Genomic DNA, 22612 nt, shown 5'->3' with positions numbered 1-22612 from the left:
CCAAAGATGGTCACCCCCGCCAAGCCGTCAACCGCCGGGCGTGATCGGACGACAACGAACGAGGTCGGGACTGTCCGATCAGCGGCAGTCGACGCGGACCAGGGGCTCGCCCGCGAACTCACTGCCCAACAGGTAGCCGCGGCCGTCCTGGAGGAAGGTCACGGCCTCCGACTGGGCCTGGCTGGCGCCGGGCACCTCCACCACCTGCGCCTGGACGAAGTCCTCCAGCCGCTTCGCGTCCGGGCGGCGCAGCTCCCACACGCGGGTGTACGTGCGCACCAGCAGGCGCTCGCCGGAGGGGTGCAGGGCGGCGGCCGTGGACAGGCGGTCCACGTCATCCGGCACGCGCAGGGTGCCCAGCTTGCGCGCCTTGCCGGTGGCGCCGGGCTTCAGGCCCTCCACCGAGTACAGGTCACCCAGGGACGCGCGCGTCTTGGTGAGGATGCCCACCTGCCCGGAGCGGCTGTCGACGATGAGCGACTCGGCGTCATGGGCGCCGTCCTCGTAGGTGAAGGGCAGCGCCTCCACCGCGAGCGTGGCGTTGGTGACGGACGCGGGCTCCGGCAGCCGGAACAGGCGCACCTCCTTGCGCCGCTCGAAGTTGTCGCCGGTGTCCGCCAGGAAGATGCAGGACTCGTTGCCGCCGGGCGCGCACGGGCCCACGGCGATGTCCTCGATGTCGCGAGGATCCGCGCCGGTGAGGCTCAGCGTGGCCTTCACCGCGCCCGTCTCGTCCAGGGCGAACAGCTCGAAGGCGTTGTTGGAGTCGTTGTGTCCCCAGAAGATGCCCGGGTGGCGCTGGCTGGCGGCCAGGCCGGACAGCTCCGGGACCTGGCGGGGCACGGCGCCCGTCTGGCGGCCGTCCGTGTAGAGCAGGCAGCCCTCGAGCCCCGTGGCGGGCACCTGGTGCATGCCGGCGTCCGGGGCGCTGGAGGCCGAGGGCGTGGGACGGGAGCTGGAGCAGGCGGCGGACAGCAGGAGGCCCGCGGCGGCGACCAGACGCGTGGTGGGGCCCACGGTCAGTGGTCCAGGTCCAGCAGCCGGGCCAGGGTCTTCGCGTCCGCGTCGGGGAAGCGGTACTGGCCCATCTCCTCCAGCGCCACCCAGCGGTGGTCATGCACGCGCAGGTGGTGGATCTCCGCGTCCGGGTGGCTCAGGCGGCAGCGGAACACGCGGAAGTCGATGTCGTAGGTCGGGTACTCGTGGCGGGTGTGCATGACCTGCTCGAGCACCTGGATCTGGACCCCCATCTCCTCGAGCAGCTCGCGGGCGAGCGCCACCGTGTCCTGCTCCCCCTCCTCCACCCGGCCGCCCGGGAACTCCCACAGGAGGGGCAGCGACGCGGTGGGAGGACGCTGGGTGATGAGGTAGCGACCCATCTCGTTCTGGAGCATCGCGCCGACGACGCGCACGTGACGACGGGTCATTCACTTCTCCTCGATTGGGGTCCCACAGATGGAAGACAGGGTGCGGCGGCGTAACACAGCCCCTGTCCGGCGCCAATGCGCAAGGCCCCTCCTGGGCAGCAGCGTGCGCACGGCCGGGACGCGCCGCCACCCCACCCAGCCCTGTCGTCCAGGGGCGGAGCCAGGGTCGCCCAAGCGGGGTTCCGGCGGGCCCGGAGGGGGCCTGGAGCCGCCTGGATCCTGGGGGAAGCGGGCTGTTGGGGACTTCACGTCCCGGGGAGGCGCCCCCCGGCCGGGCCACCGTCCGCGAGGGGTGCGTGTGGGATTCAAGTGACGTGCGGGCCGGATGGCGCCATGCTCGGGGGATGACACAGAGTCGGAGAGAGCGGGCCGAAGCGCTTGGCGCCGCGCTGAAGGCAGCGCGGCAGCAGGCGGGGCTCTCCATGGAGGAAGTCGCGGAGCATCTGGAACTGGGCGTGGAAGTCCTGGCCCGCGTCGAGCGAGGGGTGATGGTCCCCACCATCCCCACGCTGAGCCGGCTGTGCGCCCTGATGAAGCTGGACCCGGACAGTCTGCCGGACCTCCCGGAGCTGAGTGATTGACGCGTCTGGCGGGCCCCTTTCCGGCCCGCCGGCGCGTCGCCCGTCTCTTCAGCCCAGCCGCCCCACGAGGTGCGGCTTCCCCTCCTCCGACAGCACCCGGAACGCCACGCCCGCGGACTCGCGAGCCGTCTGGAACGTCACCCGGGATGGCAGGAAGAGGGGCTTCTTGAAGTCGCAATCCAGTTGGAGCGCGTCCGCGTGGGATGCATCCCCCAGCTCCGCCACGCAGCGCGCGAGCGTCCACATGCCGTGCGCGATGGCTCGAGGGAAGCCGAAGGGCTTCGCGGTGACGGCGGTGAGGTGGATGGGATTGAAGTCGCCGGAGGCCCGCGCGTAGCGGCGCCCGGCGTCAGCGGGGATGCTCCAGGGCGCGGGGCGGCTGGAAGCGAAGCGAGTGTCCTCCGGCGGCGGGGCCTTGCGCGCGCTGTCCTTGTCCTTCCGGTCCGCGTGGCGGCGCAGCATGGTGCTGACGGCCTGCCACAAGAGCTCGCCGCTCTCCTGGGCTTCGACGCGCGTCTCGATGTCGAACTCCTGGCCCGCGGGCACTTCGCGCTGACCGTCGAAGCGGCAGGCCACGGTGAGCGCGGCGGTTTCCAGCAAGCGGTGGTGCTGCTGGATGCGGTTGCGCACGTGCACGGTGCCCAGCACGGAGTACGGGAAGTCGGGCTGGCCCAGGAGCTGGAGGTGCAGCGGCGTGGCCATGACTTGAGGGTACGTGAGCGGAAGGAAGCCGTCGGCGTCGAAGCCGCACGCGGTCCGGTAGCGCTCCAGCAGCACGGGCGACGCGCGACAGCCATGCGCCCGCAGCGTCAGGGCCGGAAGCGTGTTGCGGCCCCGGGTCTTCCCGAAAGGGATGGCCGCGCGCAGGAGCGTGGCGGGCATCGCCGGGAGCGAGTGCAGGTCGAGGATGGGAGCGGACATGCGGAGGATTCTCCGACACCCGCTCCCGCCGCGCGCGGGATTTGTGAGCCCCGCTTGCGTCAGCTCTTGAGCCCGTGCCGGCGCAGGAGCCGGTACAGGTAGACGCGGTCCATGTCCGCGGCGGCGGCGGCCTGGGACACCTTGCCTCCATGCAGCTTGAGGAGCGCTTCGACGTAGTCGTGCTCGAAAACTTCGAGCGCCCGGCGGCGCGACTCCGCATACGTCAGCGAGGCATCCACCGCGCGAGGGGCAGCGTGGGCCAAGGGATTCGCGGCATCCGGCGCCGTGGGCGGAAGCGCGCTCTGGAAGACGAGGCAGCGCTCCAGGTGGTTGCGCAGCTCGCGCACGTTGCCCGGCCAGGCGGCGCGCTGGAGGCGCGTGAGGAAGTCCGGCGTGGTGAGCTTCGCGAGCTGTTCGGGCGTGGCGCCCAGCCCCGCGAGGATGCGCTCGACGATGAGCGGGATGTCCTCCGTGCGCTCGCGCAGCGACGGGAGCGGGATGCCCACCACCGCGAGGCGGAAGAACAGGTCCGCGCGGAAGCGGCCCGCCTGGACCTCCGCGCGCAGGTCGCGGTGCGTGGCCGCGATGACCCGCACGTTGACCGCCTGGTGCGTGTTGGAGCCCACGCGGCGGATCTCCCGGTTCTCCAGCACGCGCAGCAGCTTCGGCTGGAGCTCGGCGGGGAGTTCGCCAATCTCGTCCAGGAAGATGGTGCCTCCGTCGGCCTCCTCGAAGGCGCCCACGCGGCGCTGAATGGCGCCGGTGAAGGCCCCCTTCTCGTGGCCGAACAGCTCGCTCTCCAGGAGGTTGGCCGGGAGCGCACCGCAGTCCACGACGAGGAACGGCGCGTTCGCGCGAGCCCCGGCGCGGTGGATGGCGAGCGCCGCGCGGCTCTTGCCCGTGCCCGTCTCCCCTTCCAGCAGCACCGTGGCGTTGCACGCCGCGGCGCACGCCATGCGCTCGAAGCTGGCCCTCGCCGCGGCGGACGTGGCCACCAGCTCCCCGAAAGTCGCCTGCCCTGTTGCAGGCTCGTGCGTCACCGGCGGGAGCGCCTCCGCGGGCTCCGGAGCGACCTGCATCCGGAGCGCCCGCTGCGCCTCATCGCGGTTCAACGGCGCGGGCGCCACCGTCTCGTCCCGCGCTTCGTGTCGCGCGGCCGAATAGCCGCCCGTGGATCCGCTCCGCACCCGGGCTCGTGACTGGCGCCACCGGACCCCATCCACGTAGGTCCCTGGACCTTCATCCTGGGCCCGCGCGCGCGCCCCCTTCTGCTCCGACTTCATCTCGCAGTGGAAACGCGGCACGGCGGACTCCTCGCTCGGCAGGTTCATTGAGGAAACGGTCCCCCCGGACCGGTGACGGATGGTGGACCGCGCTCAGTAGGCGCGGAGGATCTTCAGGCGCCAGCCCTGCGGCCACAGCTCGTCGTAGGAGCCCCGGTAGCCGCTGTAGTCCGAGCCATACAGCTGGAGCTCGCCCGCGGTGCCAGGCCGCCACACCGCCGTGTAGAGCGTCTGCCCGTTCACCACGTACGGCTCCAGCAGCTTCAGTCGCCAGCCCTGCGGCCACAGCGAGTCATACGTCGCGCGGTACGACGCGTACGTGACGCCGTACACCTGCACCTCGCCCTCGGTGCTGGGGCGCCACACCGCCGTGTAGTACGTCTGCCCGTTCACCACGTACGGCTGCAGCAGCTTCAGACGCCAGCCCTGCGGCCACAGCGAGTCATACGTCGCGCGGTACGACGCATAGGTCGCGCCGTAGATTTGAATCTCCCCTTCCGTGCTGGGGCGCCAGACGGCCGTGTAATACGTCTGCCCGCTCACGACGTACGGCTGGAGGATCTTCAGGCGCCAGCCCTGCGGCCACAGCTCGTCGTACTTCGCGCGGAAGGCGGTGTACGTGGCGCCGTAGAGCTGGATCTCCCCTTCCGTGCTGGGGCGCCAGACGGCGTTGTAGAGCACCTGCGTGCCCACCACGTACGGCTGCAGCGTGTGCAGCCGCCAGCCCTGCGGCCAGAGCTGATCATACTTCTCGCGGTAGTCCGCGTAGGTGCGGGCGTAGGCCTGGATCTCCGACTGCGTGCTCGGCTCCCACACCGCCGTGAAGGTGCCCGGGAGGTTGGGGACGCCCACGTCCGTGTACTGGGTGATGCGGCACGCGGCCGTGTTGGGCAGCGGCACCTCGTTGCGGCGCAGCGCGCAGGCGCGGAGGGCGGCGGCGGCCGCGGCGTTGTCCGCGCTGTAGTAGGTGGAGCCCGGCGTCATCCAGATGGGCGACGCGGGCGAGTGCGGGTTCTTCGCCACCTCCGACGTCGCGGTGGCGCGGATGCCCAGGTCCAGCGCCACGCCGTCGTCGTAGCCCAGCTGGTTGTTCGTGCCCATGCGGTGGCAGCCCAGGCACACGTTGCCGGCGACCTCCACCTTGTAGGCCTTCCACGTGGCGAAGTCGGCGCCGATGAAGCGGTACGGCTGGTCGCGGTTGAAGCCGTAGTCGCCCGCGCCCGGCAGCTTGTTCACGCCCGTCAGCTGCGTCAGGTACGGCGAGCGGATCAGCGCCCCGTTGTCATGGCAGCGCACGCAGCGGATGGACGCCGTGTCCGCGGGCGTCTTCCAGCTCCACGCGCCCGTGCCCTTGGAGGGCGCCTTCACGGCCGCGCCGTAGAGCGTGCCCAGCGCCTGGTAGAAGCAGGTGGCGCCGTTCTTCTTGTTCGTCTGGATGACGGCGATGTCGCCGTAGTAGTTCGCCGCGTTCCCCTGCTTGCGGCAGTGCGCGACGATGGACACGTCCGCCGTGTCCTTCAGCACCTGGAAGCGGCTGCCGGGGTCGCACTGCTCGTTGAGCCGGTTGGGCCGGTCACACTTGCCGTTGACGTGGTTCGTCGTGGGCACGAGCGTGCCCAGCTCGCAGTTGAAGTCCGGCACCGTCGCGCCGATGGCCGCGTCACACTTGGCCGCGTACTGCTCCAGCGTGTCCGACAGCGCCGATGACTGCTGGGCGAGGACGGGCTCGCCGGAGGACGACACGAGCCGGTGCTCGGCGTTCACTCCGGTGCCTTCACCACACGCACCCAGTCCAACCGTGGCGGCCAGACCCAGCAGGGCCCACGCCGCGCGCAACGAAGTCTTCATGACGACTGCCTCTCGCTTCCCTGGAGACACGGCGACGACGCGCGCGTGGAGGCATGCCATCCCGTCAGCCGACGGACGGACCTGTGACCCGGGACCCCTCCCAGGCGTGTTCCAGCACCCCTCGTGGGCCTTTACGCCGGGGCTTCTGGATATTCCCGGACAATTCCCGGGGGCTTTTCCGGCGTGGTCAGCGCACGGTGAGGTCGACCACGAAGCCGGCGGCGGCGTCTCCCTCGCGGGAGGCGTCGATGACGTCGGGGCGTTCGTCGCCCACCCACAGGCCCAGCACGTCGTACACCAGCCACTGCGCCAGGGACCGGGATGCCCCCTGCGCGGCCTCGCGCGGCACGCCGGACAGGGCGCCCTGCGCCTCCATCGAGGCCCGGGCCAGCCGGGCCGGCATCACCCACAGCTCCGGGCGCACGAAGGCGGGCACCAGGAAGAGGCAGAAGGCGGCCTCGGTGCGGGAGAGCAGCGCGTCCAGGCGCTCACGGCCCAGGCGGAACGTGGGCAGCCACTGCCCCTCTCCGCGCTGCTCCAGCTTCGCCACCGGCACGCGGACGACCCGGCGCGTGCGCACGAAGCCCTCGCGCTCCACGGACACGATGAAGGCGATGTCCGACGCGGCTTCCGGCGGAGGTTCGGGGTGGCGGTGCACCGTCATGGACAGTGACAGCGGCGACGCCACCAGCGAACCCAGCGCCGCTTGCACATGCGCCAGCTCCGAGCGCAGCCCTTCGAGCAGGCCCGCGATCAGCTCCGGCGTCTCCTCGCGGAAGCGCTGGAGATGGCGCTGGGCGGCTTCCGACTCCACGCGGCCCACCGCGCCTACGAGCAGGTCCTCCAGGTCGCGGTCGCGCAGCCAGGTGCGTCCGCCCACGGGCACCGCGCGCGTCACGTGCAGGTGGCGCAGGGAGGCCGTCAGCGTCGCGGGCTCGGAGGGCTCGGAGGGAGGTGCGTGCTTGTCCTGCCCTGCTCCGGCCTGGAGGTAGGACTGGAGCGAGCGGGCGCGGAAGCGGGCCCGGGGAGACGGATGCTCCAACATCTTGCGCACCAGCCGCCGATCCGTGGCGTTGCGGACGAGCGACAGCGTGGCCAGCTCCGCCTCCGACGAGGCTTCATCGGGTGCGCACCACAGGAGGAACTCGATGGCCGCCTTGCGCAGCACGGGCTTCCTGCCCATGCGCCAGGTGACCTCCTTGCGCCAGGCGACCAACCCATCCAGCCCGGGCCGCGCGGGCGTGCGGAAGCGCGGCCACATCTCCGCGCACTCCTCCGCCAGCCACACCAGGTGCGTGAAGCCGGGCAGCGACTCCAGCTTCGCGCGGGCACGGGTGCGCCGCTCGAACGCCTCCGGCACGCCACGCCGCACGGAGGCGCGGAACAGGCGCTCCTCCAGCCACAGGAGCGTGAGCGCCAGCGCGGGCTCGGCCTTGCGCATCGTGCCCTGGCAGTGGTCGAGCACGAAGCGCGCGTGGCCCAGGTCGGCGGCGGTCTCGAAGTCGCTCTGCACGAGCGCGCCCAATGCGCCGCGCAGCCCGTCCACCGGAGGCGCGTCGAAGAGCGTGAGCAGGTCGCAGAGGTTCTCCACCACCGCGGGCGGCCCACCCACCTCCACGGTGCGCGCCAGCAAGAGCCCCGCGCGCGAGCACCAGTCCGGCTCCTTGCGCCCGTTGGGATAGCACGCGAGGAAGCCGCGCATGCCGCTGCGGCCGTCCTGCGACGTGGCCAGCGCGAAGAGGCGCTCACCCAGCACCTCACTCGCCTCACGCCACGGCATGCGCGCGGCGCGCGTGCGGATGAAGTCGGTGAGCTTGTCGCGGCCACCGTCGCGGGTGTCGGGGAGCAGCGAGCGCAGCTGCTCCAGCAGGTCCACGGACTTCGCGCCCGTGCCCATGACGTACTTGAGGTCCACCTCCACCGCGTCCTGGAAGCGCAGCGCGCGGCCGTCGTAGGTGCAGGGCACGTCACGCACCAGCGTCGACAGCGTCTCCGGGCGGCGCTTGAGGTAGCGCGTGAGCACCGTGGAGACCGTGACGGTGCTCTCCTTCTGGATTCGCTCGGCGCTCTCCGTGTCGCCCGCCTCGCGAAGCGCCGTCACCGCGGCGTCCCGCCTCGCGAGCAACTGCTTCAACAATCCCGGGCGCGGCTCTTCGTAGGGCCAGAGCAGCTCGCTGAGGGTGGCCAGGAGGAAGAGGAGCTCGGCCGGGGTGCGCTCTCCCGGGGACAGCCGCTCCCACGCGGCGGCCTGGGCGCGCGTGCGCTCCTCCAGCGAAGCACCGCGCACCCAGCGGGCGAAGTCCTCGCGCCACTCCGCGCTCGACGCCACGGCCTCCTGGGGCGCCGCCGCGGCGACGCGCGCGTGGAGGGCCTGGAGCGGCTCCGGCCAGGAGGCTTCAACCAACGGCTGCATGGGACCTCGAGAGGCTCACGCGAATGGCGCGCGGGTGCAAGCCATGAGCGCCACGGAGCCTGGGCGCGAGGCCCACGACCTGGATCATCAACGGCATCACCCGGACCTCGGAGTGCTGACGGGGACCAGGGCCGTGGGCTCCGGACTGGGGGCCACGGTGATGATCACGGACTTCGACGTGGGCGTGCGGCTCTTGTCCGCGAAGCTGCCCACCGGCACCAGCACGTTCGCTTCCGGGAAGTAGGTGGCCGCGCACTGGCGCGGGATGTTGTACGGCACCACCAGGAACTCGCGCGCCACCCGCGTCTCTCCCTGGAAGTGGCTGGTGAGGTCCACCTTCTGCCCCGCCGTCAGCCCGCGCGCCTTCACGTCCTCCGGGTGCAGGAACACCACGCGCCGGCCCTGGTGGATGCCCCGGTAGCGGTCGTCCAGTCCGTACACGGTCGTGTTGTACTGATCATGCGAGCGCAGCGTCATCATCATCAACTGCCCGGGCTCCAGCCGGTGGCGAGGCATCTCGTGCACCGTGAAGTGCGCCTTGCCGTCCTTCGTCGTGAAGCGCCCCTCGCGCGGACCGTTGGGCAGCGCGAACCCACCGGGCTGGTGCACGCGGCGGTTGAAGTCCTCGAAGCCCGGGATGCACCGTTGGATCAGCTCACGCACCCGGTCGTAGTCCTCCACCAGGGACATCCACGCCACCTTCGAGCGCGCCCCAAGCACCGCTTGCGCCAGCCGGGCCACGATGACGGGCTCGCTGAGCAGGTGCTCGGACGCGGGGGCCACGGCGCCGCGCGACGCGTGCACCATCCCCATCGAGTCCTCCACCGTCACGAACTGCCGCCCCGACGCCTGCACGTCGTGCTCGGTCCGCCCCAGGCACGGGAGGATGAGCGCGCGCTGTCCATGCACCAGGTGCGCGCGGTTGAGCTTGGTGGACACGTGCACCGTGAGCCGCGCACGCCGGAGCGCCCGCGCGGTGAACTCCGTGTCCGGCGTGGCCGACAGGAAGTTGCCGCCCATGGCGAAGAACACCTTCACGCGCCCGTCGTGCAGCGCCTGGATCGTCCCCACCGTGTCCAGGCCGGTGTGGCGCGGCGGCGCGAAGCCGAACTCCTTCGACAGCGCGTCCATGAACTCCGGCTTCGCGTGCTCCCAGATGCCCATGGTGCGGTCGCCCTGCACGTTGCTGTGACCGCGCACCGGGCACACGCCCGCGCCCTGCTTCCCAATGCTGCCGCGTAGGAGCGTGAGGTTCACGATCTCCTGCACGTTGCCCACCGCGTTCTTGTGCTGCGTGAGCCCCATGGCCCAGCAGAAGATGGTGCGCTCCGAGCGCGCCAGGATGTCCGCCGCCTCTTCAATCTGCTCGCGCGCCACCCCGCTCTGCTCCACCACGTCGTCCCAGGACACCGTGGCCAGGTGCGCCACGTACGCGTCGAAGCCCGTCGTCTTGCCCTCGACGAAGGCCCGGTCCACCACCGTGCCCGGCGCCTTCGCCTCGCGGTCCAGCAGCGCCTTGCCCAGGCCCTGGAGAAGCGCCACGTCGCCGTTGATGCGCACCTGGAGGAACAGCTTGTTCAGCGCCGTGCCCGGGCCGAACAGGTGCAGCACCTCCTGCGGGTGCTTGAAGCGGTTGAGCCCCGTCTCCGGCAGCGGGTTGACGCTGACGATTTCGCAGCCCCGGCGCGCGGCGGCCTGGAGCGCCGTCAGCATGCGCGGGTGGTTGGTGCCCGGGTTCTGCCCGATGACGAAGATGGCCTGCGCGTGGTCGAAGTCCTCCAGCGTCACCGAGCCCTTGCCAATGCCAATCGTCTCCGACAGCCCCGTGCCGCTGGACTCGTGGCACATGTTCGAGCAGTCCGGCAGGTTGTTGGTGCCGAACTGCCGCACGAACAACTGGTAGAGAAACGCGGCCTCGTTGCTCGTGCGGCCGGAGGTGTAGAAGGCCGCCTCGTCCGGCGAGCCCAGCGCGTGCAACTCCTCCGCCACCAGCGCGAAGGCCTCATCCCAGGAGATGGGCTCGTAGTGCGCCGCGCCCTCGCGCAGCACCATGGGGTGCGTGAGCCGGCCCGCCTTGCCCAGCCAGAGGTCGGACTGCTCCGCGAGCCGCGCCACGCTCCACTCGCGGAAGAACTCCGGCGTCACGCGCTCGCGTGTACCCTCCTCCGCCAGCGCCTTCGCGCCGTTCTCGCAGTACTCCTGCACGGACCGGTGGGATGGATCCGGCCACGCGCAGCCCGGACAGTCGAAGCCGTCCTGCTGGTTGACCTTCCAGATGAGCTTGCCGCCGCGCCACGGGCCCGCCTCGCCCAGCACGTGCTTGAACGCGCTCAGCACCGCCGTCACGCCGCCCGCCACCGTCTTCACCGGCCCCACGTCCGGAGCCCGGTTCTCCAACGGAGGCTGGGCCGCCGGCACCGCCAACGCGCTCCCCTCCCCGTCCTGTCCCTGATCCATGTCCCACCTCTGCGCGGCGCGACTCTACCCCGCCCGCGCCTTCCCGACAGGCGGGGGTCCTGGGCCGGCCGGCCCGGCATCTCTGAAGCGGACGCGTCAGGACTCCTGAGTCCCCGCGACTCCACGGAAAACCATGATTTCAAGCCTGACAGGGCCCTTGTAGACTGGGCTTCACGCGGAGTGCTCCCCGGCGCTCCGCGTCAACCCCCGCAGCAGGAGGCATCCCCCATGAAGGCCTTCCGTTCCGCCATCGTCGCCGCGCTGTTCCTGTCCCTCCCCGCCCTGGCCGCGCCGGTGGTCCACAGCATCTGGTCCAGCCGAGGCCTCTACGTCTCCGACAGCACCGGGCGCTACACGGTGACCAGCTCCAACACGGTCGTCGCCTGGAACCAGTCCACCAACACCGCGTTCGTGAACTTCCACGGGTTCGCGGGCGGCAACGAGTACGACTTCGAGCTGGTGGGCTCGCCGGCCATCGCGACCACCGTGGACGACATCACCGGCATCTGGAACATCCGCCGCAACGGCGCGTTCATCTGCACCGGCTGCACGGGCACCGCATACTGGCTGAGCCTGCCCGCGGGCCAGGGCAACTACTTCAAGTTCTACGACTCCACCAACGTGTTCCACTTCAGCGCCTACATCGACTCGCGCAAGGACTACTGACGCACGGCGTCCAGCGTGTCGTGGAGCAACGCTGGCCCTGCACGCAAGCCCCCCGCGGCCCCGGGGGTTCGGTTAGGGTGCGGCGCCCCCTTTCCAGGAGTCTTCCGCATGTCCCGCATCATCCGCGCCTCTCGCGGCACCACCCTCTCCTGCAAGGGCTGGGTGCAGGAGGCCGCGCTCCGGATGCTGATGAACAACCTCGACCCGGAAGTGGCCGAGCAGCCCGGCGACCTGGTCGTCTACGGCGGCACCGGCAAGGCCGCGCGGGACTGGCCCTCCTTCGACCGCATCGTCTCCAGCCTCCAGAGCCTCACCGATGACGAGACGCTGCTCGTGCAGTCCGGCAAGCCCGTGGGCATCCTGCGCACGCACCCGGACGCGCCGCGCGTGCTCATCGCCAACTCCAACCTCGTGGGCCACTGGGCCAACTGGGAGCACTTCCACGAGTTGGAGAAGAAGGGCCTGATGATGTACGGCCAGATGACGGCCGGCTCGTGGATCTACATCGGCACGCAGGGCATCCTGCAGGGCACCTACGAGACCTTCGCCGCCGCGGGCCGCTTCCACTTCGGCAGCGAGGACCTGGCCGGCCGCCTCATCCTCTCCGGCGGTCTGGGTGGCATGGGCGGCGCGCAGCCCCTGGCCGCGACCATGAACAACGCCGTGTTCCTGGGCGTGGAAATCGATCCGCACCGCGCGCAGCGCCGCGTGGAGACGCGCTACCTGGACGTCGTGGCCAAGGACCTGGATGAAGCGCTGGCCCTGGCGAAGGATGCACAGCAAAAGCGAGTGGGCCGATCCATCGCCATCATCGGCAACGCGGCGTCGGTGTTCCGGGAGCTGTACAAGCGCGGCATCAAGCCGGACCTCGTCACGGACCAGACGAGCGCGCATGATCCGCTCAACGGCTACATCCCCACGGACCTGTCGCTGGAGGCCGCCGCGGAGCTGCGCAAGCGCGACCCCGAGGGCTACGTGAAGCGCGCCCGCGAGTCGATGATCATGCACGTGCAGGCCATGAACGACTTCCAGGCCGCCGGCAGCCACGTCTTCGACTACGGCAACAACCTGCGTGGCCAGGCGAAGGTGGGCGGCATGCAGAACGCCTTCGAGTTCCCCGGCTTCGTGCCCGCGTACATCCGCCCGCTGTTCTGCGAGGGCCTGGGGCCCTTCCGCTGGGTGGCGCTGTCCGGAGACCCGGAGGACATCCGCCGCACGGACCGCGCGGTGCGCGAGCTGTTCCCGCAGAAGGCGTCGCTCAACCGCTGGCTGGACATGGCCCAGGAGCGCGTGGCGTTCCAGGGCCTGCCCGCGCGCATCTGCTGGCTGGGCTACGGCGAGCGCGCCAAGGCGGGCCTCGCGTTCAACGAGCTGGTCCGCAAGGGCGAGGTGAAGGCGCCCATCGTGATTGGCCGCGACCACCTGGACTGCGGCAGCGTCGCGTCCCCCAACCGCGAGACGGAGGCCATGAAGGACGGCTCGGACGCGGTGGCGGACTGGCCCATCCTCAACGCGCTGGTGAACGCGGTGAACGGCGCCTCGTGGGTGTCGTTCCACCACGGCGGCGGCGTGGGCATGGGCTACTCGCTGCACGCGGGCCAGGTCATCGTCGCGGACGGCACGCCGGAGGCCGCGCGCCGCATCGAGCGCGTCCTCACGTCCGACCCCGGCATGGGCGTGCTGCGCCACGCGGACGCGGGCTACCCGGAGGCCATCGACGTGGCGAAGGAGCGGGGCGTGCGCATCCCCGGCCTCACCGCCTAGAGTGCGGCGGATGCCACGACGCGTCCGAGCCTTCGTGATGACCGCGGTGATGGGTGTGCTCGCGGGCTGCACGCCCACCACCGCCGGGCCCATGGTGATGCGCCTGGGCCCGGGCATGCCCAAGGAGAACTTCTTCCAGTTGGGCCTGCGCGCCGGCCCCCGCCTCAACGCCCCGCAGCTGTCGGAGCGTGGGGCGAACGACCCCTTCCAGGGCGACGCGAAGCCCTTCCAGAACGAGCAGTGGGGCATCGACATCGACGGCTCGGTGACGGTGCCCGTGAGCGACCGGCTGTCGTGGCACCTGGGCCTGCAGGGCGAGTTCGTCGGCCTGCCGGTGCCCGCCTACGGCGTCTACACCGGGCTGTCGTACTACATCGGGTCGGAGCGGCTGGGGCTGGCCCCTGCCCTGTCCGTGCGGGGCGCGTCCGACTTCGGCCTGGGAAACGACGACAACCAGAGCGGCGTGTTCGGCGACGGCAACGGCACTGTGTTCGGCCCCGCCACCAGCAGCCTGTTCGGCGTGGAGGCCACCTGCGCGTTCACCGTGCAGCCGGAGCCCGGCATGTCGCTGGGCCTGGTGCCGTTCTTCAGCGTGCAGCAGTCGCTGGTGAACCCCGGCTCGCAGGTGACGACGCACTTCTACGGCGCCGTGGTGGCGGCGCAGCTCAAGTTCGGCGAGTCGCGCACGAAGCTGGAGCTGTCCGGCGGCTTCGGCCGGGCGCACTCGGGTGACACCAGTTGGAACGCGCCTGTCATGGGCGCACGCGGAGGACGCTGAGCATGGAAGCCCTGGACCTGTGGGTGCGCAACACCTCCGAGGTGCTCACCGTGGAGGGCACCCACCGCGAGCCCGCGGAAGCAGCCCTCACCCCGCGCCCGGGAGCGGGCATTGGCGTGAAGGACGGACGCGTGGCCTACGTGGGCCCGGAGTCCGGCCTGCCCAAGGGCGCGCTCACGGACGCGACGGAGATCATCGATGCCGAAGGCGGCTTCGTGGGCCCGGGCTTCGTGGATCCGCACACGCACCTGGTGTTCGCGGGCGAGCGCTCCGCCGAGTTCGACCTGCGCAACCAGGGCGCCACGTACCTGGAAATCGCCAAGGCCGGCGGCGGCATCGCCAACACGGTGAGCGCCACGCGCGCCGCGAGCGAGGAGGAGCTGGCCACGCTCGCCCTGCCCCGCCTGGAGCGGCTGCTCGCGCAGGGCGTGACGACCGCCGAGGTGAAGAGCGGCTACGGCCTGAATCTGGCGGACGAGCTCAAGATGCTGCGCGCGGTGCGCCGCTTGAGCGCGCTGTCTCCGCTGGAGCTGGTGCCCACGCTCCTGTGCGCGCACTCGGTGCCCCCGGAGTACAAGGACCGCCGCGCCGAGTACCTGGACCTCTGCATCAACGAGATCCTCCCGGCCGTGGCGCGCGAGGGCCTGGCGCGCTTCTGCGACGTCTTCACCGAGGACAGCGCCTTCACCGTGGAGGAGTCCCGCCGGCTGCTCAACGCGGGCAAGGCGCTGGGCCTCACGCCGCGCCTGCACGCGGATCAGCTCACCGCGTGTGGCGCTTCGGCGCTCGCCGCGGAGGTGGGCGCCGCCAGCGCGGACCACCTGGAGCAGGTCACGGACGAGGGCATCCGCGCGCTCGCCGCCGCGAACGTCACCGCCGTACTCGTGCCTACCTCCACCCTCTTCCTGCGCATGCGCCCCTACGCGCCCGGCCGGAAGCTGCGCGACGCGGGCGTCAACATTGCTTTGGGTTCCAACGTGAATCCTGGCTCCTCCATGACGGAGAACCTGGCGTTGGTGCTGGGGCTCGCCTGCCTGGAGAACGGCCTGTCAGCCGCGGAAGCCTACTGGGCCGCTACCCGAGGGGCCGCGCAATGCTTGGGGTTGCAACGGCAGGGGCGTCTAGCCGTGGGTGATGCGGGCGACCTGGTGGTCTTCTCCTGTCGCAGCTACCGGCATCTGCCTTATCATCTGGGTATCAGTCACGCGCGTGTGGTGGTGAAGGGCGGGCGAGTGGTGTTTCACGCGCGTATGAATCACTGCCCCTGAGTGGATGCCGCTGAACAACAGGCATCAGACGAGGGGGCAGGTGGAACTTCCCTCGTGGGCCGGCCGTTGTAGAGATCAGCTGCCACCATGTGCCGATTATTTGGATTCAGGAGTGCTGTTCCCGCCGCTGTCCATACCGCCCTTGTGACGGAGAGGAATTCCCTCCTCATCCAGTCGCGTGAACACAAGGACGGCTGGGGCATCGCCACGTACGGGCCGGAGTCCTCGCCGCTCGTCGCGCATGGCGTGGGCCCCGCGCACTGCGACCCTGACTTCGAGCGTGTGTCGAGCCAGGTCTCCGCGCGCACGGTGGTGGCGCACATCCGGTTGGCGAGCGTGGGCGCGGTGGAGTTGCGCAACTCGCACCCGTTCTACTTCGGCCGCTGGTCCTTCGTGCACAACGGCACGCTGCGCGAGTTCGCGAAGCACAAGGCGACCGTGGAAGCGCTCATCCACCCGGAGCTGCGCGTCAACATCAAGGGCACCACGGACAGCGAGCGCTGCTTCTACCTGTTCCTGTCGCGGCTGTCGGCGCGCGGGCCGCTCGACGGCACGGTGGGCGTGGAGGCGATGGCGCAGGCGCTCGCGGAGACGATGACGCTGGTGTCCACGCTGACGGACGTGCCGGGGAGCCGCGAGCCGAAGGAACGCTCCGCGATGAACTTCCTCGTCACGGACGGCGAGGCGATGGTGGCCACGCGCCGCAACCGCACCCTCTTCATCTCGTCCGGCATCGGCGGTTGCCCGGAAGTCCTGCGCGCGCCGAACACGGGCGTGCCGCTTCAGCAGTTCCTGGTCGCCAGCGAGTCGCTGTGCGGCGGGCCGCACTGGGTGCCGGTGGATGAAGAGGACGTGGTGGGCGTGGACTCGCGGCTCACGTTCCACCGCTGGAAGGTGCAGACGCTGGCGGACGGGGTGCTGAACCCGCGGCCGCAAGAGCAGCACGCGACGGTCTGAGTCAGCCCAGCCACGCGTCGAGCAACGCGGACGGACGCGCGCCGAAGGCCTCCACGTCGAGGCTCCGCGCGTCCTCTCCCTCATGGCGGAGCGTGACGCGCAGGAAGTCGCGCGGCGCGGCCTGGGGGATGCGGTCCAACCACTCCACCAGCATCGCGTGGTCACCGCCCACCAGGTCCAGGAACCCGGTGGCGTACAGCTCGTCGTAGTCCGTCAGGCGGTACAGGTCCGCGTGGTACAGCGGGATGCGGCCCGCGTACGGGTACACGATGGCGAAGGTGGGGCTGGCCACCTCCGACTGCGCCACCCCCGCCCCTTCCGCCACGCCACGCACCAGGTGCGTCTTGCCCGCGCCCAGGTCGCCAATCAGCCCCACGAAGTCCCCGGGCTGGAGCAACTGTCCCAGCTTCACGCCCAACCGGTGCGTCTCCTCCGGAGACGGAGACACCAGTCGCCGCGAGCGCGTGGGCTGCGCAGCTCCGCTCATCGCGTCCTCCGCGCCGCGACAAGGCCGCGGCCCACGAGCACGTCCGCCCTGCGATGAGACATGAGGCGCGGCATCGTCATCGCTCCCACCGCGTCCAGACGTGGCCCAGGCCCACCAGCAGGTCCGTGGCGATGAGGCCCATCAGCCCGCGCTGCTGGGCCATCAAATCGCCCGCGAGCCCGTGCGCGTACACCGCCGTCCATGCGGCCTTGGGCAGCGGAATCCCCTGCGCGAGCAGCGCGCCGCACACGCCCGACAGCACGTCGCCCGTGCCACCGGTGGCCATGCCCGCGTTGCCCGTGGGGTTGATGAACACGCGCCCACCGGCCTCCGCGATGAGCGTGCGCGAGCCCTTGAGCACCACCGTGCAGTTGAGCGACGTGGCCAGGTTGAGCGCCACGCCCACGCGGTGCGCCTGCACGTCCTTCGTCGTCCGGCCCCACAGCCGCGCCATCTCCCCGGGATGCGGCGTGAGCACCACGGGCCCCTTCGCCTGCCGCAGCACCTTGAGGTCCTCGGCTACCGCGTTGAGCGCGTCCGCGTCCAGCACCGCGGGCACCTCCACGGACGCCAGCAGGTCGCCAATCAGCGCGCCCGTCTCCGGGCCCCGGGGGATGCCCGGCCCCATCACCAGCGCGTCCTTGCCCTCCAGCGCGGCCTTGAGCGCCTCCAGGTCGGCCTTCCCCAGCGGGCCTTCACCCGGCAGCGGGATGCCCATGATCTCCGGCGAGTGCGCCATCACCCACGGCAGCGCCTCCGGGCGCGTGGCCACCGTGACGAGCCCCGCCCCGCTGCGCAGCGCGGACAGGGCCACCATCGCCGCGGCGCCCGTCTTGCCCGGGCTGCCCGCCACCACCAGCACGTGGCCGTAGGTGCCCTTGTGCGAATCCGCGCGGCGCTTGGGCAGCGCCTCGCGCGCGTCCTTCTCCTCCACGCGGAACAGCTCCGCCCCGGACACCGCGCGAGTCGACTCACCGCCCAGGCCGATGTCCACGCGCCGCACGTCGCCGCACAGCGACGCGCCGGGCTCCAGCTCATGCGCGGGCTTCACGAAGCCAAAGGCCACCGTGACGTCCGCCTCCACGCACGGCGAGAAGGGCTCCGCCGTGTCGCTCTGCAGGCCGGACGGCACGTCCGCGGCCACCACCTTCGCCCCCGCGCGCCGCCACCGCGCCACGGTGCCGATGGCGTCCGCGAAGACGCCCTCCGGCGCGCGCTTGAGCCCCGTGCCGAAGAGGGCGTCCACCACCACGTCGCCCGGGCCCGCCTCCGGCAGCGCCTCGAAGGCGCGCGGCGACTCGCCAAAGCCCTCCAGCGCCTGGAGGTTGCGCTTCGCCTCCGGGGTGAGCTTCTCGGTGTCCCCCACCAGCGCCACCACCACCCGGGCGCCTCCCTCCAGCAGGAAGCGCGCGGCGACCAGGCCGTCCCCGCCGTTGTTGCCGGGGCCGCACAGCACCGTGAAGCGCCCGCCGGGGCCCGCGACGCTCCGGGCGGCCTCCGCGAGCGCGCGGCCCGCGTTCTCCATCAACAACCCGGACGGCATCCCGTGTTGGTCCTGGGCGGCCTTCTCGGCCTCACGCATCTGGTTCGCGGTGAGCACGCGCTGCATGGCTTCCAACCTCCCTACTTCGTCTGGAGCACCACCGTGGCTGCGGCCACGCCGGCATCATGGGTGAGCGCGAGCATCGCGTCCCACCCCCGCGCTTCCATCACTTCACGGGCCACGCCGGAGAGCACGAAGCGCGGCGGACCGCCCTCGCGCACCACCTCCATGTCCCGCCACTTCACGCCCGGAGGCACGCCCATCGCCTTCACCAGCGCCTCCTTCGCCGCGAACCTCGCCGCGTACGCGCTGGCCGCGTCGTGCCGGGGCGCGCAGTACGCGCGCTCCCCGTCGGTGTACACGCGCTGAAGGAACGCCTCCGCGCGCGGACCGTCGAGGATGCGCTGGATGCGCTCGATGGAGCAGAGGTCCAACCCCAGTCCGACGATGGGCATGCGGGCCTACCCCGGGTCGCGCATCAGTTCGAGCATCTCACGCACCGCGCGCTCGAAGCCCACCAGCACCGCGCGCGCCACGATGGCGTGCCCGATGTTCAGCTCGTCGATCTCCTGGATGCGCGCGATGGCCTGCACGTTGTCGTAGTTGAGCCCGTGCCCGGCGGCCACGCCCATGCCCAGCTTGGCGCTCGCCTTGGCCGCGTCCACGATGCGCGCCAGCTCCCGCGCGCGCTCCTTCTCGTTGCGCGCCTCGCAGTAGCGGCCCGTGTGCAGCTCCACCCGGTCCGCGTTCACCTTGTGCGACGCGCGCACCTGGTCCAGGTCCGGGTCGATGAACAACGAGACGGCGATCTCCCCGTCCTTGAGGTTCTTGATGATCTTCGCGATGGACTCGCGCTGGCCCGCGACCTCCAGGCCGCCCTCGGTGGTGAGTTCCTCGCGCCGCTCGGGGACGAGCGTCACCACGTCCGGCTTGTACTCGTAGGCGATCTTCACCATCTCCGCGGTGGCGGCCATCTCCAGGTTCAGGAGCGTCTGCACCGTCTCGCGGAGGATGCGCAGATCCCTGTCCTGGATGTGGCGCCGGTCCTCGCGCAGGTGGATGGTGATCTGCCGGGCGCCGGCCAGCTCCGCCATCGCCGCGGCCGTCACCGGATCCGGATACACGGTGCGCCGCGCCTGCCGCAGCGTCGCCACGTGATCCACGTTGACACCCAGTCGCTGTCCCATCGTCCCGCTCCTTGCGCTGGCGCGGTGCGGGATTGTCCAGGGACCCGGGCCCGCGCCGGCCCCTCTATTCGTGGCCGGCGTCCGGAAGTCAACCGCTGTCGCTAGCCGTTGAGCGCCTTGGAGAGCGCCTCGACGATTTCGCGGGCGTACGCCTCGTTGCGCGCCGCGTCCTCGCCTTCAATCAGGACGCGGACCTTGGGCTCCGTGCCGGAGAAGCGCACCAGCACGCGGCCGTTGCTGCCCAGCTTCTGCTCCACGTTCTTGATGGCCTTCATCACCGTGGGCAGCTCACCCAGCTCGCGCTTCTGCTTCACCACGACGTTGAGCAGCGTCTGCGGCACCGGCTGGAAGATGGAGGCCAGCTCCGACAGCGGCTTCTGCTGGCGGCACATCACGGCCAACAGCTGCAGCGCCGCGAGCGTGCCGTCGCCCGTGGTGGTGTGGTTCAGGAAGATGAGGTGGCCGCTCTGCTCGCCGCCCAGGCTGTAGCCGTTGCGGCGCATCTCGTCCACGACGTGCCGGTCGCCCACGCGCGTGCGGACCACCTTCACGCCCCACTGGGACACCGCGCGCTCCAGGCCGATGTTGCTCATCACCGTGGAGACGAGCGTCTTCTTCTTCAGCTCCTTGCGCGCGACGAGCTCACCCGTGCAGATGGCCATGATGGCATCGCCGTCCACGACGTTGCCCTTCTCGTCCACGACGATGAGGCGGTCCGCGTCGCCGTCCAGCGCGACGCCCAGGTGGGCACCGTGCTTCACCACCGCCTTGGCCAGGCCCTCCGGGTGGAGCGCGCCGCACTTGTGGTTGATGTTCTTGCCGTCCGGGGACACGCCCAGCGCGATGACCTTCGCGCCCAGCTCCTCCAGCACCGCGGGCGCCGTGCGGTACGCCGCGCCGTTGGCGCAGTCCACCACGATGGTCATCCCCTCCAGCGTCAGCTCGCGGGGGAAGGTGGCCTTCAGGTAGACGATGTAGCGGCCGCGCGCGTCGTCCAGGCGGATGGCCCGGCCAATCTTGGTCGCCGTGGGGCGGATGTTGTCGATTTCGCCGCTGGAGACCAGCTCTTCAATCTTCGCTTCCGTCTCGTCCGGCAGCTTGAAGCCGTCGCGCCAGAAGAACTTGATGCCGTTGTCCTGGTACGGGTTGTGGGACGCCGAAATCACGGCGCCCGCGTCCGCGCGCATGGACGTGGTGAGGTTGGAGATGCCGGGCGTGGGCAGCGGGCCCACCTGCTCCACGTCGACGCCCATGGAGATGAGGCCGGCGGACAGGGCCTGCTCCAGCATGTAGCCGGAGAGGCGCGTGTCCTTGCCCACGATGACGCGGTGGCGGTGCGGACCGTTGCGGATGAGGTACGCCAGGGCGCGGCCGAGCTTCATCGCGACCTCGGCCGTCATCGGATAGACGTTGGCCACGCCACGAACGCCGTCCGTGCCGAACAGCCGCTCCGTCTTCTGAGCTTCCTTGGGGGGCATGTCCATCCTGTACGCCATGTGTGCCGCTCCACCTTTCCCATTGCCGGAAGGGCTCCGGCCACTCGCGTCCGGGGCTTATACCCCGTCCGGCACGTGGGCCCGAAGCTAGGGATGCGGTGTCACCCAGGCAAGCGCCCAGGCGTGCGGACCTGGCCTGTCTACGACGCCGGGGCTTGCCCCCGTCAGCCGCCGTACAGGTCGCCGCCGCCCCGGGCCCTCCGGATGGCGTCCGCCACGGCCAGCGCGTCCCGCGCCTCGCCCACGTCGTGCACCCGCACCACGTCCGCGCCCCCCAGGATGGCCATGGCCGCCACGGAGCCCAGGGTGGCCGCCAGGCGCTCCTGGGGGCCCTTGCCGCCCGTCAGCTTCCCGAGGAAGGACTTGCGGCTGGTGCCCACCAACAGGGGCTGCCCCAGCCCCCGCAGCTCCTCCAGGCGGCGCAAGAGGAAGAGGTTGTGCTCCAGCGTCTTGCCGAACCCGATGCCCGGGTCCAGAAGGATGCGCTCGCGAGGGATGCCCGCCTCGGTGGCCTGGAACATGCCCTCCTCCAGGTAGTCCATCACCTCGCCCACCACGTCCTGGTAGCGAGGCGCCTCCTGCATCGTCTTCGGCATGCCCTGGGTGTGCATGAGGCAACACGCCGCGCCCGCGGCGGCCACCACGCCGGCCAGCGCCGGGTCCGAGTGGAAGCCGGTGACGTCGTTGATGAGGTGGGCGCCGGCCTTGAGCGCCTCCTTCGCCACCGCCGCCTTCGTGGTGTCCACGGAGATGGGCACGGTGGAGCGGCGCTTGATGCCCTCCACCACCTGGAGGATGCGCGACAGCTCCTCGTCCGCGGACACCGGGAGCGAGCCCGGGCGCGTGGATTCACCGCCCACATCGAGGATGTCCGCGCCCGCGTCCACCAGCTTCAGCGCGTGCTCCACGGCGCTGGCCGCGTCCGGGAAGCTGCCGCCGTCGGAGAAGCTGTCCGGCGTCACGTTCACCACGCCCATGAGGTACGTGCGCGTGCCCCACTCGAACCGGCGCCCGCTCAGGGTCAAGGCCGGCATGGGCGCGGGGGACAGCACCTCCTCCAGGGCCCGCGCCAGGCCGTCCGTGCGAGGGGACTTGCGGGCGAGCGAAATCAGCCGGTCGAACTGCTGGCGGCTGCCGGACAGGAGCACCTCCCCCGGGTGGTCCACGTGCCCGCCCGGCGTCCAGGTGGGCAGCTTCTCCCGCTCCTTGGAGCCGTACGGCGGCACCAGCTCCTCCTCGTAGGAGGGGCGGCCCCCGGTGACGAGCACGTGCGCGTAGCCCAGCTCGCGCGACAGGTGTTCGCGGTTGCGGGGGGACAGGTTCAGGCGGCGGAGGACCAGCGACAGGTCGTCGGGACGGTCGCGGGAGATGAGGCGTGCGCGCAGCACGGTCAGGACCTCTTCGGAGCGTGAGGACGGCGAACATTCAGTGTCGCCGCTTCGCCGGGTCCAGGGAAGGGAGGACGGCAGGAACGCGCAACGGGCCCGGCGACTCACAAGGGAGGCACCGGACCCTGCGTGCGCCGCTCACACCGGC

At 71.0% G+C, this 22612-nt stretch carries 19 protein-coding genes; 6 read left to right on the top strand and 13 right to left on the bottom strand.

Translation table 11 applies throughout. The features are described from left to right. Positions 1-78: 78 nt before the first annotated feature. Positions 79-1017, bottom strand: a complete 939-nt coding sequence (locus D7X30_RS10240) for a hypothetical protein (RefSeq protein ID WP_199724235.1) — start codon at positions 1015-1017, stop codon at positions 79-81. Between the two features lie 2 nt (positions 1018-1019). After that, on the bottom strand, positions 1020-1427 hold the full coding sequence (locus tag D7X30_RS10235) for a (deoxy)nucleoside triphosphate pyrophosphohydrolase (RefSeq protein ID WP_120562711.1): 408 nt from the start codon (positions 1425-1427) through the stop codon (positions 1020-1022). 344 nt (positions 1428-1771) lie between these two features. On the opposite strand from D7X30_RS10235, the gene D7X30_RS10230 reads away from it, so the two are divergent. Next, positions 1772-2008 (top strand): helix-turn-helix domain-containing protein, encoded by a 237-nt coding sequence (locus D7X30_RS10230; protein ID WP_043321491.1) that lies wholly within the window; start codon positions 1772-1774, stop codon positions 2006-2008. A gap of 48 nt (positions 2009-2056) precedes the next feature. Here D7X30_RS10230 and D7X30_RS10225 read toward each other — a convergent pair whose 3' ends face one another. The 5 genes from D7X30_RS10225 to D7X30_RS10205 all read right to left on the bottom strand — a co-directional run bounded on the left by D7X30_RS10225 (position 2057) and on the right by D7X30_RS10205 (position 10930). Continuing rightward, positions 2057-2929, bottom strand: a complete 873-nt coding sequence (locus D7X30_RS10225) for a MaoC family dehydratase (protein ID WP_120562710.1) — start codon at positions 2927-2929, stop codon at positions 2057-2059. A gap of 59 nt (positions 2930-2988) precedes the next feature. Beyond that, positions 2989-4233, bottom strand: coding sequence for a sigma-54 interaction domain-containing protein (locus D7X30_RS10220; protein ID WP_370051377.1), 1245 nt, complete (start codon positions 4231-4233; stop codon positions 2989-2991). 72 nt (positions 4234-4305) lie between these two features. Next, positions 4306-6060, bottom strand: a complete 1755-nt coding sequence (locus D7X30_RS10215; protein WP_120562708.1) for a hypothetical protein — start codon at positions 6058-6060, stop codon at positions 4306-4308. A 187-nt stretch (positions 6061-6247) separates the two neighbouring features. After that, complete coding sequence (locus D7X30_RS10210; RefSeq protein ID WP_120562707.1) at positions 6248-8473, bottom strand: hypothetical protein; 2226 nt, start codon at positions 8471-8473, stop codon at positions 6248-6250. Between the two features lie 96 nt (positions 8474-8569). Continuing rightward, positions 8570-10930, bottom strand: coding sequence for an FdhF/YdeP family oxidoreductase (locus D7X30_RS10205; RefSeq protein ID WP_120562706.1), 2361 nt, complete (start codon positions 10928-10930; stop codon positions 8570-8572). A gap of 228 nt (positions 10931-11158) precedes the next feature. Between D7X30_RS10205 and D7X30_RS10200 the strand changes: the two genes are divergently transcribed. The 5 genes from D7X30_RS10200 to D7X30_RS10180 all read left to right on the top strand — a co-directional run bounded on the left by D7X30_RS10200 (position 11159) and on the right by D7X30_RS10180 (position 16363). Further along, complete coding sequence (locus D7X30_RS10200) at positions 11159-11596, top strand: hypothetical protein (protein WP_120562705.1); 438 nt, start codon at positions 11159-11161, stop codon at positions 11594-11596. 108 nt (positions 11597-11704) lie between these two features. Further along, positions 11705-13360 carry a urocanate hydratase gene (gene hutU / locus D7X30_RS10195; protein WP_120562704.1) on the top strand — a complete coding sequence of 552 codons (1656 nt, stop codon included), beginning with the start codon at positions 11705-11707 and terminating at the stop codon, positions 13358-13360. A 10-nt stretch (positions 13361-13370) separates the two neighbouring features. Then, complete coding sequence (locus tag D7X30_RS10190; protein WP_120563258.1) at positions 13371-14138, top strand: hypothetical protein; 768 nt, start codon at positions 13371-13373, stop codon at positions 14136-14138. A 2-nt stretch (positions 14139-14140) separates the two neighbouring features. After that, entirely contained in the window at positions 14141-15406 is a 1266-nt protein-coding gene (gene hutI / locus D7X30_RS10185; RefSeq protein ID WP_120562703.1) for an imidazolonepropionase, read from the top strand. Positions 15407-15493: 87 nt separating this feature from the next. Continuing rightward, positions 15494-16363, top strand: a complete 870-nt coding sequence (locus D7X30_RS10180; protein WP_120562702.1) for a class II glutamine amidotransferase — start codon at positions 15494-15496, stop codon at positions 16361-16363. Position 16364: 1 nt separating this feature from the next. On the opposite strand, the gene tsaE is transcribed toward D7X30_RS10180, so the two are convergent. The 6 genes from tsaE to folP form a co-directional block, all read right to left on the bottom strand. Further along, positions 16365-16850, bottom strand: a complete 486-nt coding sequence (gene tsaE, locus D7X30_RS10175) for a tRNA (adenosine(37)-N6)-threonylcarbamoyltransferase complex ATPase subunit type 1 TsaE (RefSeq protein ID WP_120562701.1) — start codon at positions 16848-16850, stop codon at positions 16365-16367. Between the two features lie 76 nt (positions 16851-16926). Next, complete coding sequence (locus D7X30_RS10170) at positions 16927-18459, bottom strand: NAD(P)H-hydrate dehydratase (RefSeq protein ID WP_120562700.1); 1533 nt, start codon at positions 18457-18459, stop codon at positions 16927-16929. 14 nt (positions 18460-18473) lie between these two features. Further along, positions 18474-18848, bottom strand: a complete 375-nt coding sequence (locus D7X30_RS10165; RefSeq protein WP_120562699.1) for a holo-ACP synthase — start codon at positions 18846-18848, stop codon at positions 18474-18476. 6 nt (positions 18849-18854) lie between these two features. Further along, positions 18855-19580, bottom strand: coding sequence for a pyridoxine 5'-phosphate synthase (locus D7X30_RS10160; RefSeq protein ID WP_120562698.1), 726 nt, complete (start codon positions 19578-19580; stop codon positions 18855-18857). Positions 19581-19681: 101 nt separating this feature from the next. Further along, complete coding sequence (gene glmM / locus D7X30_RS10155) at positions 19682-21076, bottom strand: phosphoglucosamine mutase (protein WP_120562697.1); 1395 nt, start codon at positions 21074-21076, stop codon at positions 19682-19684. Between the two features lie 164 nt (positions 21077-21240). Then, the gene (folP, locus tag D7X30_RS10150) at positions 21241-22464 is read right to left on the bottom strand and encodes a dihydropteroate synthase (protein WP_120562696.1); all 1224 of its coding nucleotides are present in this window, start codon (positions 22462-22464) and stop codon (positions 21241-21243) included. Positions 22465-22612: the final 148 nt, after the last annotated feature.

The organism is Corallococcus sp. AB011P (assembly GCF_003611605.1).
In the GTDB taxonomy this organism is placed as follows: domain Bacteria; phylum Myxococcota; class Myxococcia; order Myxococcales; family Myxococcaceae; genus Corallococcus; species Corallococcus coralloides.
Note: the sequence above shows the minus strand (reverse complement) of the source record. Positions and strands in the feature narration are given on the sequence as shown.